Origin of the sequence: Pseudoalteromonas sp. 0303, from assembly GCF_013349995.1 — a bacterium.
GTDB lineage: Bacteria > Pseudomonadota > Gammaproteobacteria > Enterobacterales > Alteromonadaceae > Pseudoalteromonas.
On record NZ_JABVXF010000001.1, the window covers coordinates 108,275 to 125,390 of the forward strand.

General features: G+C 42.2%; 10 protein-coding genes and 1 pseudogene. 9 read left to right on the top strand and 2 right to left on the bottom strand.

Translation table 11 applies throughout. The features are described from left to right. The first annotated feature begins 20 nt into the window (after positions 1-20). The 4 genes from recC to HUS62_RS00570 are packed head-to-tail and all read left to right on the top strand — an operon-like array spanning position 21 to position 9,450. Complete coding sequence (recC, locus tag HUS62_RS00555) at positions 21-3,365, top strand: exodeoxyribonuclease V subunit gamma (RefSeq protein ID WP_175078202.1); 3,345 nt, start codon at positions 21-23, stop codon at positions 3,363-3,365. Then, the gene (gene recB, locus HUS62_RS00560) at positions 3,352-6,927 is read left to right on the top strand and encodes an exodeoxyribonuclease V subunit beta (RefSeq protein WP_175078203.1); all 3,576 of its coding nucleotides are present in this window, start codon (positions 3,352-3,354) and stop codon (positions 6,925-6,927) included. Before recC ends, recB begins: the two co-directional genes overlap by 14 nt. Before the next feature lie 5 nt (positions 6,928-6,932). Then, the gene (gene recD, locus HUS62_RS00565; RefSeq protein WP_175078396.1) at positions 6,933-9,008 is read left to right on the top strand and encodes an exodeoxyribonuclease V subunit alpha; all 2,076 of its coding nucleotides are present in this window, start codon (positions 6,933-6,935) and stop codon (positions 9,006-9,008) included. Beyond that, positions 8,995-9,450: an N-acetyltransferase gene (locus tag HUS62_RS00570; RefSeq protein ID WP_175078204.1), complete on the top strand. Its 456-nt coding sequence runs from the start codon at positions 8,995-8,997 to the stop codon at positions 9,448-9,450. The genes recD and HUS62_RS00570 overlap by 14 nt, the downstream gene beginning before the upstream one ends. Here the strand turns inward: HUS62_RS00570 and HUS62_RS00575 are convergent. Both HUS62_RS00575 and HUS62_RS00580 read right to left on the bottom strand, forming a co-directional pair. Further along, positions 9,447-10,076 (bottom strand): trimeric intracellular cation channel family protein, encoded by a 630-nt coding sequence (locus HUS62_RS00575; protein ID WP_062565213.1) that lies wholly within the window; start codon positions 10,074-10,076, stop codon positions 9,447-9,449. The two genes, HUS62_RS00570 and HUS62_RS00575, sit on opposite strands and share 4 nt — an antisense overlap. A 129-nt stretch (positions 10,077-10,205) precedes the next feature. Next, the gene (locus HUS62_RS00580; protein WP_175078205.1) at positions 10,206-11,495 is read right to left on the bottom strand and encodes an amidohydrolase; all 1,290 of its coding nucleotides are present in this window, start codon (positions 11,493-11,495) and stop codon (positions 10,206-10,208) included. Between the two features lie 54 nt (positions 11,496-11,549). On the opposite strand from HUS62_RS00580, the gene HUS62_RS00585 reads away from it, so the two are divergent. From HUS62_RS00585 to HUS62_RS00605, 5 genes and pseudogenes are all read left to right on the top strand, one after another. Beyond that, positions 11,550-12,212 (top strand): Crp/Fnr family transcriptional regulator, encoded by a 663-nt coding sequence (locus HUS62_RS00585; RefSeq protein ID WP_175078206.1) that lies wholly within the window; start codon positions 11,550-11,552, stop codon positions 12,210-12,212. Positions 12,213-12,300: 88 nt separating this feature from the next. Next, positions 12,301-12,804: a DUF962 domain-containing protein gene (locus HUS62_RS00590; RefSeq protein ID WP_175078207.1), complete on the top strand. Its 504-nt coding sequence runs from the start codon at positions 12,301-12,303 to the stop codon at positions 12,802-12,804. 21 nt (positions 12,805-12,825) lie between these two features. Then, positions 12,826-13,614, top strand: coding sequence for an SDR family oxidoreductase (locus tag HUS62_RS00595; RefSeq protein ID WP_054561314.1), 789 nt, complete (start codon positions 12,826-12,828; stop codon positions 13,612-13,614). A gap of 178 nt (positions 13,615-13,792) precedes the next feature. Next, positions 13,793-14,794, top strand: a pseudogene (locus tag HUS62_RS00600) (branched-chain amino acid aminotransferase); the annotation flags it as partial. Between the two features lie 161 nt (positions 14,795-14,955). Continuing rightward, positions 14,956-17,109, top strand: a complete 2,154-nt coding sequence (locus HUS62_RS00605; protein WP_175078208.1) for a prolyl oligopeptidase family protein — start codon at positions 14,956-14,958, stop codon at positions 17,107-17,109. Positions 17,110-17,116 lie beyond the last annotated feature (7 nt).

Sequence of the window (17,116 nt, forward strand, 5' to 3'; positions counted from 1 at the left end):
TCAAGCAAGGACAGTGTAAAGTGCTGAATATAATTCAATCAAATCGCATGGAAGCACTGCAAGCGCGGTTTCACGCTCTTCTTAAAGTTAATCCATTAACGAGTCCCTTTAAAAAAGAAATTGTGCTTGTGCAGTCACCAGGTATGTCGCAGTGGCTAAAAATAGGTTTAAGTGAACACTTAGGGATTGCCGCTCAGGTTGATTTTCCGCTGCCTTCGAGTTTTATATGGCAGCTTTACCAACAATTGCTGCCTGATGTACCTAGTGAATCACCGTATAACAAAGCTAACCTTGCTTGGAAGCTGTTTGCGATTTTACCAAACTGCATTGATGAGCCGCTGTACTTACCACTTAAAACCTATTTAGAGGGTGACAGTGAAGGGCAAAAAACCTTTGCCTTGTGCGAGAAAATTGCCGACGTTTATGACCAATATTTAATGTATCGTCCCAATTGGATTGCCACTTGGGAGCAGGGCATCGATGAACTAGATGATGTTGATGTGGGCATTGCGCCATGGCAGCCAGATCTTTGGCGCAAGCTGGTGGCGCACAGTAAAGAACTTGGGCAAAGCCAATATCACCGCGCCAATATGCAAGACAATCTCCTTGCAGCCCTTGAAAAAATGGACGCAAGCCTATTACCTGAGCGTATTAGCTTATTTGGTATTTCTGCAATTGCGAGTAGCCAGCTTGAAGTGTTTCAGGCCATTGCAAAAAAAACGCAGGTGTTTTTGTTTTTCTTCAACCCCAGTGAGCATTACTGGGGTGACACACTCGATGAAAAAACAGCAGCTAAGATTGCCGCTAAATATGCCAAACGCCCGCAGTTGCAAGCGCTTGAAGACAGCGCTAAAAACCCTGATCACGAGTACTTTTTTATTGGTAACCCGTTACTCTCGTCATGGGGTAAATTAGGCCGAGACTATTTTGAGCAGTTACTGCAACTAGATGCGCAGTGGCTTGACGGATTCGATAACGAGTTTGATCAAAGCTTGCTATCGCAAATTCAGTCTGAAATTTACCAATTAGCATTTAAGGGTGAATCACTAACGCCTGATAAAGAATGGTTTATTAATGACGAAGGCAAGTTGCCAATTCAGGCAGACGATACCAGCATTGTGCTGAGCGATTGTCACACGCCACTACGCGAAGTCGAACGACTACATGATTACTTACTCAATTTATTCAATGAAAATAAAGCGCTAACACCGAAAGATATTATTGTAATGATGCCGGATGTTGGCACATACAGCCCGTATATTGAGGCGGTGTTTGGTGGTGCTGAAGGGCGACGTTTTATTCCTTATGCGTTAGCCGATTTAGCCATAGAACAAGAAAAACCCGTACTTAGCTCGTTTGCTAGTTTAGCCGATTTACCTTATTCACGCTTTGGTGTGTCTGACATTCTTGATTTGCTGCAAGTCACACAAATTGCCGAAAAGTTTAACCTTGAAGCTCATGAATATGAGCAAATTGGCTTTTGGCTTGAACGCGTTGGCGTTAAATGGGGCTTAGATGCCGCCCACAAAGACAGTTTTGGCTTACCCGCAATAGATTTAAATACCTGGCAACATGGCCTAAACCGCTTGTTACTTGGTGTTGCGCAACGTGATGAACAATTGCCGTTTTCGGGGATTTACAGTGCCGATGAAGTTGAGGGAATGGCATTAAATACCTTAAATAAACTCATTGAATTTATTGATGTACTGGCCCGATATAAAGCTAAGCTGCAAGCTGATGCACCGCTTAATGAAAAGGCAGAAATTCTAAAAGAATTATTAAGCGATGTGTACAGCGATGAAGGTGAACAAAGCTGGGATTTATTAGTGCTGCAAAAAGTGCTCGATACACTGATTAAGCATTATGATAATGGCGATTACCAACAAGCCGTTTCGCAGCGTATTGTGAGTTACCTTGTAAAACAAGGTATTCAAGAAAAAGGTGTAGGGCAGCGCTTTTTAGTGGGGCAAGTTAACTTTTGTACGTTGATGCCAATGCGTGCGGTGCCATTTAAAGTGGTGTGCATGCTAGGTTTAAATGATGCAGATTACCCGCGTACCGTTCAGCCAATCGGTTTTGACTTAGTCCCTTACTCAAAACGCCAAAAAGGCGACCGCTCTCGCAAACTTGATGACCGTTACCTGTTTTTAGAAGCGATTTTAAGTGCCCGTGAGAATTTATACATCAGTTATATTGGCCGTTCTTGCTTTGATAACCAACCAAGAATGCCCTCAACTTTAGTGAGCGAGCTTTTGGAATACATAGCCCGTAGTTTTGAATTTGCTGAAAAAGACACTCACGTAAAGCTACCAGAGGCGCTAATTAATTATCAGCACTTACAGCCATTTAACCCGGCTTATTATCTGACCACTAACAAAGAAGGTAATAAAAGCCAAACTGATGACGAGCAAAAAGCAAATAAACCGCTAGCCACACAATTACACAGCTATAACCCCGTGTGGATGCCAGCTCAAGCTGTTAATCCTGAGCCACAGCAAGCGCTTAGTGTTCAGCCAGAAAGCAGCGTTGAGTTAACTCAGTTTATTCGCAGTATTTGCCAGCCGCACGAGAGCTTTTATCAGCAAAGTTTGGGTTTACGCTTACCGCAATTTAACGATATTGCTAAAGATGAAGAGCCATTTAGTTTAGATGCATTACGCCGCTACTTTTACCTTGATGAAATTCTCGAAGCGAGCATTCAAGAGCTACCGCTTAATAAAGCGCAAATTATGCAGCGCGGTGAATTACCCCAAGCCCATGTTGGCGATCTTGTGTTTGAAAGTATGCAGCACCGAGTTGATGCGCTTGCAGGGCAAGTGAAAGCGCATATTCAAGGTGATGAAGCATTACCCGTTGAAGTAAATATTAAAATAGCCAATACCACACTAGAAGGTTGGTTAAATCATATTTATGGTCAAAAACAGGTGTTTTATCGCACCGCCAGTATTAAAGCAAAAGATGTAATTCGTGGCTTTGTGCATCATTTAGCGGCGCAAATAATGGGCCAGCCGGTTGAAACCCTTATTCTTGGTTTAGACAAGCAAATTAGTTTTTCACCCTTGTCAGAAGACGATGCCCGCAGCTATTTAAATGATTGGTTTTCGCTTTATGAAACGCTTTTAACTCGCCCAGTGGCGTTTTTTCCGGTCAGTGGTTACGAGTACATAAAAACAGATAAAGACATGGTTAAAGCAAACAATAAATTCACGCCGCAATACATAGGCATAGGTGAAGGTGAGAACCCATACATTCGCTTAACCATAAAAAGCTTTAAAGACTGTGAAGAAGAGTTTATAAAATGGAGCGAGCTGCTGTTATCGCCAATTGTTGAATTAGCACAGGAGGCAGATCATGCAAACGCTTAATCCAATGAGTATGGCGCTGTGTGGGCAAAGCCTTATTGAAGCCAGTGCCGGTACAGGTAAAACCTACACCATCACAGGTTTGTATTTACGGTATTTGTTGGGCTTACAAAAAGCGACCGGTGAAGATGAAGCATTAAATACGCCTCTAAGTGTTGAGCAAATACTGGTGGTGACCTTTACAGAAGCCGCCACCCAAGAAATTAAAGACCGTGTGCGGGCGCGTATAATCGATGCCAGAGATGCACTGCTTGGTAAAAAGCCAGATGATGAGCTGATTGAGCAAGTAATTAACGAGGTGACTGACAAACACGCCGCATTTGATTTGCTAGACGCTGCGGCAAAGTCGATGGATGAAGCCGCTATATTCACCATTCATGGCTTTTGTCAGCGAATGCTGAAACAACATGCTTTTGAATCCGGCGTGGCGTTTAACTTAGAGTTTATTTTAGATGAGCGTGAGCTTATTCAAGAAACCCTTAATGACTTTTGGCGTGCCTTTGTTTACCCACAATCAAAAGAGCGTACGCAAGCAATTACCGATATTTTCCCAGTACCTGCGGCACTGTATTCACAGGTAGTGAGTTTACTCAATAAACAAGGGGCAACAATCACCCCCGAGTATGACCTTGACGATATATGGCAAGCGCGCGATAACTTTGTGGCAAAAGTACCAGCATTTAAAACGGCGTGCCGTGATAGTGAATTTATTAATGCTGTAAAAGCATCTGATTTAAGTGGCTCAAAAACTCCAGGCCGAAAAAACAGCCTTGCTGCGCTTGAAGAGTATATAAACAATGATGAGCTATTTTTTGTATTTGGTACCAGTAAATACTCGTTTGAAGTGTGGAGCACAGAGAATTTAAGCGACCCTGCAAATTATAAGAAAAACGGCAGCTTGCTTAGTCATGCAATGCTGGCTCGGTTTGATGAAATGGCTGAACTGAGTAGCCTTATCAATAACGGCTTGAATATTGCGATAGTGCAATACGCAGCTAAATGGGTGGCAAATGCATTAGTTAAACGCAAGCAAGAGCAAGGCGTTATTACTCCAGATGATTTACTGAGTAACTTGCATCAGGCACTTTTAAGTGAGCAAGGGCAAGCATTAAGTGAAAAAATTGCCGCTTTGTTTCCAGTTGCCATGATTGACGAATTCCAAGATACCGACCCAGTTCAATATGGTATTTTTAGCCGCATTTATGGCATTAAAAACACCACGCTTGCCATGATAGGTGATCCAAAACAGGCTATTTATGGTTTCCGCGGTGCAGATATTTTTACTTATATTGGCGCAAAACAAGCCGTTTCAGATGATAAGCAATACACCCTAGATACCAACTACCGCTCAAGTGAAGGGGTTGTTGATAGTGTAAACCGTTTATTTGCTAAAAATGCTAATAGCTTTATTTACAACGATGCGATTCCATTTCAAAAGGTCAATGCGAAGGGAAAACAGCAAGACAAAGCGTTTTTAATAAACGGTGAAATGCCCAGTGCGTTTGAATTTTCGGTTTTTGTTGATGAGTACGCCGAAGCCAACAACAAGCCAACCAGCAAAGGGGTAGCTCAACAGGCATTGGCTTTGCAATATACGAAAAAAATTACTGAGCTACTCAAGCAAGCTAATGCAGGCCATGCGACTATTGCAGGAAAACCTCTCACGGCCGCTGATATCTGTGTGTTAGTGCGTGACCGAAACGAAGCACAGCTTATGAAAACAGCACTGGCAGAAGCCGCCATTGCCAGCGTGTATTTGTCCCGTGACAGTGTGTTTAACCAAGAGCTTAGTCATCATTTACTGAACTTTTTAACGGCATTGCATGGACAGTATGATGAATCATTACTGCGTGGAGTGCTTGCTGGGCCATTGTTTTGTTTAAGCTACAACCGTATTTATGAGCTTCACGAAAATGAAAGTGCATGGCAAGAACATCTAAACTTTTTTGCTCAGCTTGCCCACATTTGGCATAAACAAGGCGCTATGGCGATGCTCGAGCGTTTATTAAGCCATAATCAGCTCGCAGCGCGTTGGCAAGGCTTAGGTTACAACGTTGAACGCTGGCTCACCGATTTCCGTCATTTAGGGGAAATCTTGCAGCAAAAGCAAATTGAGCTTGAGGGCACCCACAGATTACTGCGTTGGTTTGCACAAAAAGTCAGTCAACAAGATGGTGAAGCGGTGCAAGTACGCCTAGAAAGCGATGCTAACTTGGTGAAAATTGTCACTATGCACGCCTCAAAAGGCTTAGAGTACCCGATTGTATTCATGCCGTTTGCCTGTGGCTACCGTGAAAGCAAAGAAGCCCTTTACCATAAAGACGGTAAGCTTATTTATGACCTTGCTAAAAGTGACGACGCAATGCAAAAAGCAGAGCAAGAGCGCTTAGCTGAAGATTTACGTTTACTTTATGTGGCATTGACACGTGCCGTGCATTTTTGTTCTGTGGGTATGTATAACATTGCCCAAGGTCGTAGCGCTCGCCCTGGTATTCAAAGTACCAGCATTGGCCACGTATTATTTGCAGGGTTAGAGATTAAATCGGGCGATGAATGGCGCGCGTTGTTACAAACATTTTGTGAAGACTCTGCGCACATGCATTATGAGGCGTTTAGCGAAGCGGATGAGCTTGAAAAGTTAACATTTGCTGGCGCTGGCAGTGAGCAAGCCTATCAAGTTAATACTGTTAAAGCAGACATTCAGCGTGATTGGCGCTCAACCAGCTTTAGTAGCTTAACGCTGAAAAAGCATACTGATCATATTGAGCTTGGTCGCAGTGATGAAGATCACGAAAAAGATGAGTTTTTAGCCCAAAATGCCAATGCTTTAACACCGTACAGCTTCCCTAAAGGCGCAAAGCCGGGTAGTTGTTTGCATGAAATATTTGAGCAATTAGACTTTACTGACCCTTATGCGTTAAAGCGTCCAGCCACTGAGCAAGACGACCACGCACTTGATAAAGTGATCAAAACGTTATTCGAAAAATACCATATTGACGAAAGCTGGCAAGAAATGACCGAGCAGTGGATCCTTGCTGCACTGAATTGCCCATTAAACGATAAAGGGCTAAGTTTATCAGTACTTGAGCCTGATACCTGTTTGGTCGAAATGGAATTTAACTTACCCTTGTTATCACTCTCAAGCGATAAGCTTAACCAGGTTTTAGTTAAACATTTTAACTTACCCGGGCAGCTTGATTTTAGTGAGGTGCAAGGCTTACTAAAAGGCTTTATAGATTTAATATTTTGCTGGCAGGGTAAGTATTATATTCTTGATTATAAATCGAACTTTTTAGGCAATAGTGCGGCTGACTACCAAAATGAGCAACTAGAGCAAGCCATGACTAGTCACCAGTATCATTTGCAGTATTTAATTTATACCGTGGCATTGCACCGCTTATTAAAACAACGTATTCAAGATTACGATAGCGATACGCATTTAGGCGGTGTTTACTACACCTTCTTACGTGGTATGAGCGAAGGGCAAGGGGTGTACTTTAATCAGCTTACTAAACAGCAAATAACTGAGCTTGATAGCTTATTCGCACAAGGAGCCATGCTATGAGTCAAATGACATTCGGCTTTGATGACCATGAGCCAAACGAGCCAATGAATAAGCAACCACAGCAGCCAGCACAACATACCCAAAGCGACTCAGTGTTACCTGCCACAGAACTTAAAACGCAGCCGTTACTGAGTTATTTACTTGAGGCAAAACGTATTCGCTTAGTTGATGTTAAACTCGCAGAGCTATTGACTGGCACAGAAACAGTAGCCGGTTCACAATCGTTCATAGAGAATAACGATGCAGCGCACAATGAGGTTTTTTACCTGATTTTATTACTTGCGGCTGCGCAGCAAAGTCAGCACAGCTGTTTAGAGCTCGTGAATATAAACTGGCAAAACCCATTTGAAATAAGAGAGCAAAGCCTAGCTGATGCCAGCATTGCAGCCCCTGAGGTTTTAACCCCGTTTGATATGGAATTTGGCCTTAATGAGGCTGTTAATAAACTAATGAATGCTGAGTGTGTCGGGGACGACAAACCACTGCTATTGTTTGCCAATAAACTTTACTTTGCCCGATTGGCAGAGTACGAAACCACACTGGCTTCGCGTTTACATCATTTAGCAACGAAAGAACTCACACTTGATGAAGCCGAATTAACGGCATTACTTGAGGTGTATTTTCCTAATAGTGAACATACAACCAACCCAAGCGATCCTATTGAAACATTAAACTGGCAAAAAGTAGCCTGTGCGATTGCCGCAACAAAAGGCTTTAGTGTGATCACTGGCGGCCCAGGTACCGGTAAAACCACCACAGTAACTAAGCTACTAGCAATATTACAATCTTTGTATGCCAGTGCACCGCTAACAATAAAGCTGGTTGCACCGACAGGTAAAGCGGCAGCGCGTTTAACCGAGTCGATTTTAGGGGCAAAGCAAAAGCTTAGTATGATCCCTGGTAATATCGCGCCACTTATTCCTGACAGCGCGCAAACGATTCACCGTTTACTGGGCGTTATTCCGCATACCAATAAGTTTCGCCATAACAAGCGTAATCCGCTGCATTTAGATGTACTGATCATTGATGAGGCATCGATGGTAGATTTATCGCTTATGGCAAAACTAATCGAGGCACTACCGAGCCATGCAAGACTTATTTTACTGGGTGATAAAGACCAATTAGCCTCGGTTGATACGGGCAGTATTCTTAGCGACCTATGCCAAGGCTTAGAGCTTGGCAAAATGCCTGATTACAGCAGTGAAAGAGCAGCGCAGCTTAATCGCGTTTGTTTTAATAATCAGAGCGAAATACCCGCGGCGAGCAGTCATTTTGTACTTAACGATTGTATTGCGTTTTTACAGCAAAGTTATCGTTTTGATGGCAGCAGCGGCATTGGTCAATTAGCACAAGCTGTAAATACCAATAACAGTGGCTTACTGGGCTACGTTGAGCAAACGATTAATCAAGGTGGCTTTAAAGACCTTAAACTTAATTACAGCGTAGTTAGTAAACCGATTGAGCAATTTGTGCAACAAGCGGCGTTGCAATATCACGATTATTTGCAGCTTATCCAGCAAGGGGCAAGTGTTGCCAGTGTGCATAAAGCATTTTCGCATTATCAGTTGCTAGCTGCAGTCAGAGAGGGAGATTATGGTGTAAATAGCCTTAATCAGCGTATTGAAAAAGCACTGGCTCAACAAGGTTTAATCTCGCCATATCAAAGGCATTACGTGGGTATGCCAATTATGATCAGCCAAAACGACTACCAGCTAAAACTGTTTAATGGCGACATCGGTATTTTAATGCACGATGAGCAAGGTCAGTTAAAAGCCATGTTTGTTGATGAACAAGAAAATATTCGTGCCTTTTCGCCCGCCCGTTTACCTGCTCACGATAAAGTGTATGCTATGACAATTCATAAGTCGCAAGGTTCTGAATTTGCTTACACAGCAATGATTTTACCACCAGTAAAACAGGCTAATCAGGGCATTAACAGGCAGTTGGTTTACACGGGTATCACCCGCGCGAAAACCACATTTGAGCTGGTGGCCGATAAAAATGTACTGCTCATGGCAATGAATAAATCTGTTACTCGTGCATCGGGTTTATACGATAGGTTAAAAAATGAAGCTAGTTAAAGTAACGAGTGACCAACTAAACGAGTTAATGGGTTGGTTTAACTCAGAGGCTGAACTGCGTATTTGGTCTGGGCCATTTTTTAATTACCCATTTGATACGCAAAGCTTTAAGAATGATTTAAACCTAGATGCGCTGAATTCCTTCACGTTGATTAATGACAAGGGCCAGATGTTAGGGTTTGGTCAATACTATTTACGTGAAGGTCGTTGCCATTTAGGGCGGCTAGTTATCGCGCCAAGTGAACGTGGCAAAGGTCTTGCAAAAGTGTTGATAAATTTACTAGGAGAGCAGGGTAAACAGCAGTTGCAGTGTGATAGTTTGTCGTTGTTTGTGTATAGCCACAATACCCTTGCTAAAACAGCCTATGAAAAACTGGGGTTTATACAAACCCAGTACCCCGCTGACATGCCACTCGATGGCTGTATTTATATGACTTGCTAAGAGCGTTTAAAGCTGCTTTTACGAAACAGATTAGGTTGCCAACCAAAGTGTATGGCGCCTAATCTTAAACAGACCGTCACAGCGAATGCGCCAAGAATGCACCAAATATAACTTACCTCTAGGGTGAATAAAGCCGCGTAAGTTAACCCGCCAGATAAGCAAGCGGTTGAATAGAGCTCTTCACCCATTACTAAAGGCACTTCTCGGCAGATCACATCACGCATCAGGCCACCAAAAATACCTGTGGTCATACCCATGGTGATGGCTACAACCATATCTGCACCGCCAATCAATGCCTTTTCGATACCAATAATGTTGAAAATAGCCATCCCTACGGCATCCATTAATAGCATGGTGGTGTTACTTAAATCGGGTAAGTGACGAATAGATAAAATAGAGGCGAATATGGCTATGTAAGTTGCGTACAAATAATCGGGTTGAGCTATCCAAAATACAGGTTTGTTAAGCAATATGTCTCGAAGTGTGCCACCACCCAATGCGGTAACTGTGGCAACGACTACCACACCAAAACCACCAACACTTTTTTCATGGCCCAGTAAGGTGCCAGAAATAGCAAAAAACGCTACACCGATAATGCTTAAAAAATGAAAGTATTCTGATGTCATGGGGCTTCCTTACCTGTTTATAGTAATCTAACCCTAGCAAAATGAACTTTATTGATGCTGAACAACTAAGAAAATAGGGCGGGTAGTGATGTCACCCGCCAGAAGGGAATAGTGATTATATCAATCCGCTTATTTAAGGTAATCAACCACTAATTGCGTCATTGCATTTACGCCAAGCTGTAAAGCTTTTTCGTCTGCAAAAAAGTGTGGTGAATGGTTACTTGGTGCTGTAACTGCATCTTGACCTTTTGGTGTGACACCTAAGAAAAAGAACATGCCTGGTGTTTCTAAGGCGTAGTAACTAAAGTCTTCGGCACCTGTGATAAGTGGCGTTGTGATCAGGTTTTCTTTACCAACTACACCAGCAAGTGTTGGTGTCATTTTCTTGGTTAATTCAACATCGTTCACTGTTACTGGGTAACCATGGTCAATGTGAACATGCGCTTCTGCGCCACCTGATTCAGCTACCATCTCAGCGGTTTTAGCTAAACGTTTTTTAATGTCAGCACGCATTTCTTGGTCAAAGGTACGAATTGTGCCCACCATTTCAACTTGCTCAGGGATGATGTTGTTACGCACACCGCCATTAATGGCACCAAATGAAACCACCGAAGGCGCTTTGGTTACATCAACTTGGCGTGAGGCAATGGTTTGTGTTGCCATAATAATTTGTGATGACGCCACAATTGGGTCAACCCCATTCCAAGGGCGTGAGCCGTGAGTTTGGCGACCTTTTACTGTGATAGTAAATTTGTCGGCGCTGGCCATTAGCGGCCCTTCACGAAAACCAATTTGTCCGGTATTAAGTGAGCTGGTTACGTGTAAACCAAATACGGCTTCTGGCTTTTCTTTAAATAAGCCTTCTTTAAGCATCAGCTCAGCACCGCCTTCTTCGCCATCTGGTGCACCTTCTTCAGCAGGTTGGAAGACAAACAGAATATCACCCGCTAGTTGGTCTTTAATTTTTACTAAAGACTCAGCGGCTGCCATTAAAATAGCCACATGGTTATCATGACCACAGGCATGCATTACGCCAACGGTATTGCCTTTGTACTCTGTTGTTTGAGTTGAAGCGAAAGGCAAGTCTACTTGCTCTTTTACAGGTAGTGCATCCATATCTGCACGCAGCGCAATAAGCGGGCCTTTTTTGCCCCCTTTAAGTTTGGCAACCACACTGGTATGAGCCACACCTGTTTGAACCTCAAGGCCTAACGAACGTAAATGCTTAGCTACGTATTTGGCTGTTTCAAACTCACGGTTACTAAGCTCTGGGTATTGGTGTAAATGACGGCGCCATTTAATGACTTTTTCGCTGACGCTTTTATTGGCAGATTTAAGTTCAGTATTAATATCACTCGCAAATGCAGGTGTAGAAATAGCACTGAGAAGTAGGCTGGTCGAAAGTAGTTTGTTTAACATCCCGTATCCTTTTATTATTTGTATGCACACTACAACAATGTAAAGGATAAACACTTGAATGAACAAGACCTTTCGGTAATTAACCAAGACAAATGGTTTAAAAATCGCACACAATTATTTAGGGACAAGCTAGTAAAAAATGCTAAATTAATCACCTTAAATGCGGGTGATGCATTGTTTTTGCGTGGTGATGAAAATACCGGTCTGTATTGTGTTATTAATGGCGTGCTTAGAGTTTCTGGGGTTAATAGCCAAGGCAAAGAAGCCGTGCTCAGTTTTGTAACCAGTGCTATGTGGTTTGGTGAAGTGGCTCTGTTTGATGGTGGTAAGCGCACCCACGATGTGTATGCTCAAACTGCGGTACGACTTTTACACGTACCTGAGCGGGCATTAAGCCAGTTATTACAAGAAAGCCCTGCATATTGGCATGATTTTGGTCTGCTGCTTACCAATAAAGTGCGAAACCTGTTTGACTCATTAGAAGATCACGCACTCCTTACAGCAAAGCAAAAGGTGAGTAAGCGGTTGTGCATGCTTTATCAATCGTCACACCAAAGCTGTTTGCCGCTTACCCAGCAACAACTTGCCGATATGACCTATTTAACACGGCAAACCATTAATCAAATTTTACAATCCCTGCAAGCTGATTCAATTATTAATCTTAAATATCAAACGATTGAAATTATTGATATCGATAAATTGCAATCTCAATGCTAGTTTGGAACTAAATGTCGGCTAGTTGACATTCTTGGTGGTGAATTTTCTGCTAATCTGAATTTTGAACACAGTTTTGGCAGGAAAAACAATGAAAACATTAAAACAACAACTGACAAATTACGCCCTTTATCACCGTTCTAAACGCAATATTTACACTCACTTTATTGGCATTCCATTAATTGTGTTTGCAATTATTTGTTTATTACAACGCGTCACGCTTATCTCTGAACCTGCCGTTATCTCCTTGGCAACCGTGGTGATTGCACTCACCTGCCTTTATTACTTAATGCTTAGCTTATCTATGGGGTTAATTATGGCTGTATGCTTAAGTTTGTTAAGCATTGCTGCTGAGCCTGTGGTGTCGCTTTCAACAGAGTTATGGCTAGCTTTGAGCATTGGCAGTTTCATTGTTGGTTGGGTGTTTCAGTTTATTGGTCACTATTTTGAAGGTAAAAAGCCAGCCTTTGTTGATGATTTAATTGGTTTGGTCATAGGCCCGTTATTTGTATTAGCAGAGTTCTTGATTATGCTTGGTTTTTATAGAGATATTGCTGATCATATCGAACAAAATGCAGGGCCTAACAAAGCATAACAACAATAATAAGGAACACACATGCAATTAAATGGTAAAACAGTTTGGGTAACTGGGGCATCATCTGGAATTGGTGAGGCACTTTGTGAGCAACTGGCAGCAAAAGGGGCCACGTTAGTATTGTCTGCCCGTAATGAGGAAAAACTCAACGCTCTTAATACAAGACTCGGTGGTAATCATCATGTGGTCGCTCTTGATTTGGCAAAGCCCGAAGCCTTACTTGAAGATATGCCAGCAGTGATCGAGCGAATTGGCCGCATTGATGTTCTTATCAATAACGGTGGGGTGTCGCAGCGTAGTCTATTTTTAGAAAACGAATTTACGGTTTATCGCCAACTGATGGAAGTAAACTACTTTGGTTTAATTGCTTTAACTAAGGCGGTCGTGCCACAGATGGTGAAGCAAGGTATGGGCATGGTGGTATCAATTAGCAGTGTGGCAGGTAAAGTCGGTTCAAAGTTCAGAACTGGGTATTCGGGTTCTAAGTATGCGGTCGTGGGCTTTATGGATTGCTTAAGAGCAGAACTAGCCGATAAAAATGTGAATTGCCTGACTATTTGCCCAGGTTCAATCAAAACAGCCATTGCACATAATTCGTTAGATGGCCAAGGTAAACCGCAAAATAAGCCAGAGGAATCAATTGAAAACGGCATGGATGTGGCAAAAGCGGCTGCAAAAATGATTAAAGCCATTGAAGCCGAGAAAGATGAAGTTGTTATTGGTGAAGGAATAAGTGGTTTAGCACCGACTATTAAGCGATTTTTCCCGGGCTTTTTTAACCGCCTCACAGCAAAAATGAACTACAGATAATTTATAGTCATTTGTTAGTGAATGATTCTCAGTAAACAATGCGCAACTTGGGTTGCGCATTTTTTGTACCAAATGGTCGGATTATTATCACTTTAATCGATAAAAGGCACTAGTTTGCTATGGTTAAACGGGGATGGATTAGCATACAATGGGGTAAAAGTAGTCCAAACAAGAGAGAACAACAATGGCCGCATTTGGTACTGTATTTATGCCACAAATGATCCAAGCACGTTTTGCTGATAACTCATGGAGTGAAAGCGCGCTGGTCCCATCTGATAAAATCGAATTACATGCGGGTGCTCACGTATTACATTACTCAAGCACCTGTTTTGAAGGATTAAAAGCATTTCGTCACGAAGATGGCTCGGTCTATATCTTTCGTATGGATGCTAACATTGCTCGTATGAAACAAAGCTCTAAGTTACTAAACTTACCTGACTTTGACGAAAGCATGCTTGAGCAAATGATCAAAGACATTGTAAAAGAGTACGCAGACGAAACACCAACACCGCCGGGTTCAATGTATATTCGCCCAACTCACATTGGTACAGAAGCGGCAATTGGTAAAGCGGCTGCACCGTCAATGAGTTCCTTGCTTTATGTATTGCTTTCGCCAGTAGGTGATTATTTCTCAGGCGGTGCTACAGCATTACGTGTATTACTTGAAGAAGACGGCATGCGCTGTGCACCACACATGGGTATGGTTAAAAGTGGTGGTAACTATGCAAGTGCATTAGGTCCAATCTTAGAAGCTCGCTCAGAGCATCAAGCAGACCAAATTTTATTCTGCCCAGGTGGTGATGTACAAGAAACGGGTGCTGCAAACTTCATTCTAATTGATGGTGATGAGATCATCACAAAAGCACTTGATAGCACATTCTTACACGGTGTAACGCGTAATAGTATTTTAACGATTGCGAAAGATTTAGGTATGACAGTATCTGAGCGTAACTTCACTGTGTCTGAATTACTAGAAAGAGCCGCTAAGCCGGGTACTGAAGCTGCATTATCGGGTACCGCTGCGGTACTGACGTCGGTTGGCACGCTTATTCATAACGACCAAGAGTTTAAGGTGGGCTCTGGTGAACCAGGTGAGAAAGTTGCTAAATTACGCCAAGCATTAAATGATATTCAATGGGGGAAATCAGCAGATACTCATGGCTGGTTAACAAAAGTATAATCGCTGAGCAAATACATGCTTTGAAGAGCCACGTTACTACGTGGCTTTTTTGTTTTTACATTGGTTTACAGCACTTCCAGTGTTTAACCGCAAATTACTAGACATTCTAATGCTTTAATTTTACTTTCATTTTATTAACAATAACTAAAAGTAAATTTATTATGATTAAGAAAACACTAGCATGTGCAATTGTTGTTGCATTGGCGGGCTGCGGTGAATCTACCCCAACAAAAACAGAACAAACAGTGAAAACTGCAGAGGTTAAAGCTGCTGTGAATTATCCAGAAACTAAAAAAGGCAATGTTGTTGATGAATACTTCGGTGAGAAAGTAGCCGATCCGTATCGTTGGTTAGAAGACGATATGAGCGACGAAACAGCCCAGTGGGTGAAAGCCGAAAATGACGTTACCTTTTCTTATCTAAAAAAAATTCCTTATCGCGATGAGCTGAAAACTACGCTTGAAAAGTTGATGAACTACGAAAAAGTCACAGCGCCATTTAAAGAGGGTGAATACACTTATTTTTATAAAAACGATGGTCTGCAAAATCAGTACGTAGTTTATCGTAAAAAAGGCGACTCAGAAGCTGAGGTGTTCTTAGATCCAAATACCTTCAGTAGCGACGGCACAACCTCAATGTCGGGCTTAACATTCAAAGAAGACGGCACACTAGCGGCTTATCAAATCTCTGAAGGTGGCAGTGACTGGCGTAAAATTATCATTATTGATACAGCGACTAAACAACCAATTGAAGAAGCATTAGTCGATGTAAAATTCAGCGGTATCTCTTGGCTTGGCAACGAAGGTTTCTATTATTCGAGCTACGATAAGCCAAAGGGTAGTGAGCTGTCTGCAAAAACAGATCAACATAAAGTTTACTACCATAAGTTAGGCACGGCACAAGCAGATGACCAATTAGTTTATGGTGGCACTGAGGCTCAGAAACATCGTTATATAGGTGCTGATGTAACCCGTGATAATCGTTATTTAATAATTGCAGCAAGTACTTCAACTTCAGGTAATAAACTGTTTATCAAAGATCTAACTAAGCCTGACAGCGAGCTAGTGACTATTTTAGATAACACTGACTCAGATACCTCAATTATTGATAATGACGGCTCGAAACTGTATTTAGTGACTAACTTAAACGCGCCAAATAAACGTGTAGTGACTGTTGATGCTGCTGATCCAAGCCCTGAAAATTGGCAAGATTTAATCCCAGAAACTGATAATGTGCTTAGCCTTTCAAAAGGCGGTGACTATTTCTTTGCTAAGTATATGGTTGATGCGATTTCGCAAGTAAAACAATACGATAAATCAGGAAAATTAGTACGCGACATCAGCCTGCCAGGTGTGGGAACTGCATATGGCTTTAGCGGTAAGCACGATGCAGAAACTCTGTATTACTCATTTACAAATTACACTACACCAGGCAATACCTATTCGTTTGATGTTGAATCAGGTAAGTCTGATGTGTACCGCAAGTCGGGCGCTAAATTTAATAGCGAAGAATATATCTCTGAACAAGTGTTCTATACATCAAAAGATGGCACCAAAGTTCCGATGATAATTTCGTACAAAAAGGGCACCGAACTTAACGGTAAAAATCCGACTATTTTATATGGTTATGGTGGCTTTAACGTGAGCCTAACACCAAGCTACAGCCCTACAATTGCGGCATGGCTTGAGCACGGTGGTATCTATGCTGTTGCTAATATTCGTGGTGGTGGCGAATACGGTAAAGAATGGCATGTAAATGGTACACAGCTTAAGAAACAAAATGTATTTGATGACTTTATTGCTGCGGCTGAGTACTTAAACGAAAAACAATACAGCTCACCTGATTACCTAGCGGTACGTGGTGGCTCAAATGGTGGCTTATTAGTTGGTGCGGTTATGACACAGCACCCTGAGCTATTTAAAGTTGCGCTTCCTGCTGTAGGTGTTTTAGATATGCTGCGTTACCACACCTTTACAGCGGGTGCTGGTTGGGCGTATGACTACGGTACGAGTGAACAAAGTAAAGAAATGTTCGAGTACTTAAAAGGCTATTCACCAGTTCACAATGTAAAAGAGGGTGTTAGCTACCCAGCAACCTTAGTAACAACAGGGGATCATGATGACCGTGTTGTGCCTGCGCATTCATTTAAGTTTGCAGCAGAGCTACAAGAAAAAGGTGCGAAACAAAATCCGTATCTTATTCGCATTGAAACAAATGCAGGTCATGGTGCAGGAACACCAACAAGTAAGATCATTGATCAATACGCTGATATTTATGGCTTTACCCTATATAACATGGGTGTTAAATCGCTATAAGATATTT

Excerpts from the sequence above, each read along its gene's own strand:
- HUS62_RS00575 (WP_062565213.1), bottom strand. The coding sequence starts at position 10,076 with ATGACATCAGAATACTTTCATTTTTTAAGCATTATCGGTGTAGCGTTT.
- HUS62_RS00605 (WP_175078208.1), top strand. The coding sequence starts at position 14,956 with ATGATTAAGAAAACACTAGCATGTGCAATTGTTGTTGCATTGGCGGGC.
- HUS62_RS00580 (WP_175078205.1), bottom strand. The coding sequence starts at position 11,495 with ATGTTAAACAAACTACTTTCGACCAGCCTACTTCTCAGTGCTATTTCT.
- HUS62_RS00570 (WP_175078204.1), top strand. The coding sequence starts at position 8,995 with ATGAAGCTAGTTAAAGTAACGAGTGACCAACTAAACGAGTTAATGGGT.
- HUS62_RS00590 (WP_175078207.1), top strand. The coding sequence starts at position 12,301 with ATGAAAACATTAAAACAACAACTGACAAATTACGCCCTTTATCACCGT.
- HUS62_RS00595 (WP_054561314.1), top strand. The coding sequence starts at position 12,826 with ATGCAATTAAATGGTAAAACAGTTTGGGTAACTGGGGCATCATCTGGA.
- recB (WP_175078203.1), top strand. The coding sequence starts at position 3,352 with ATGCAAACGCTTAATCCAATGAGTATGGCGCTGTGTGGGCAAAGCCTT.
- recD (WP_175078396.1), top strand. The coding sequence starts at position 6,933 with ATGACATTCGGCTTTGATGACCATGAGCCAAACGAGCCAATGAATAAG.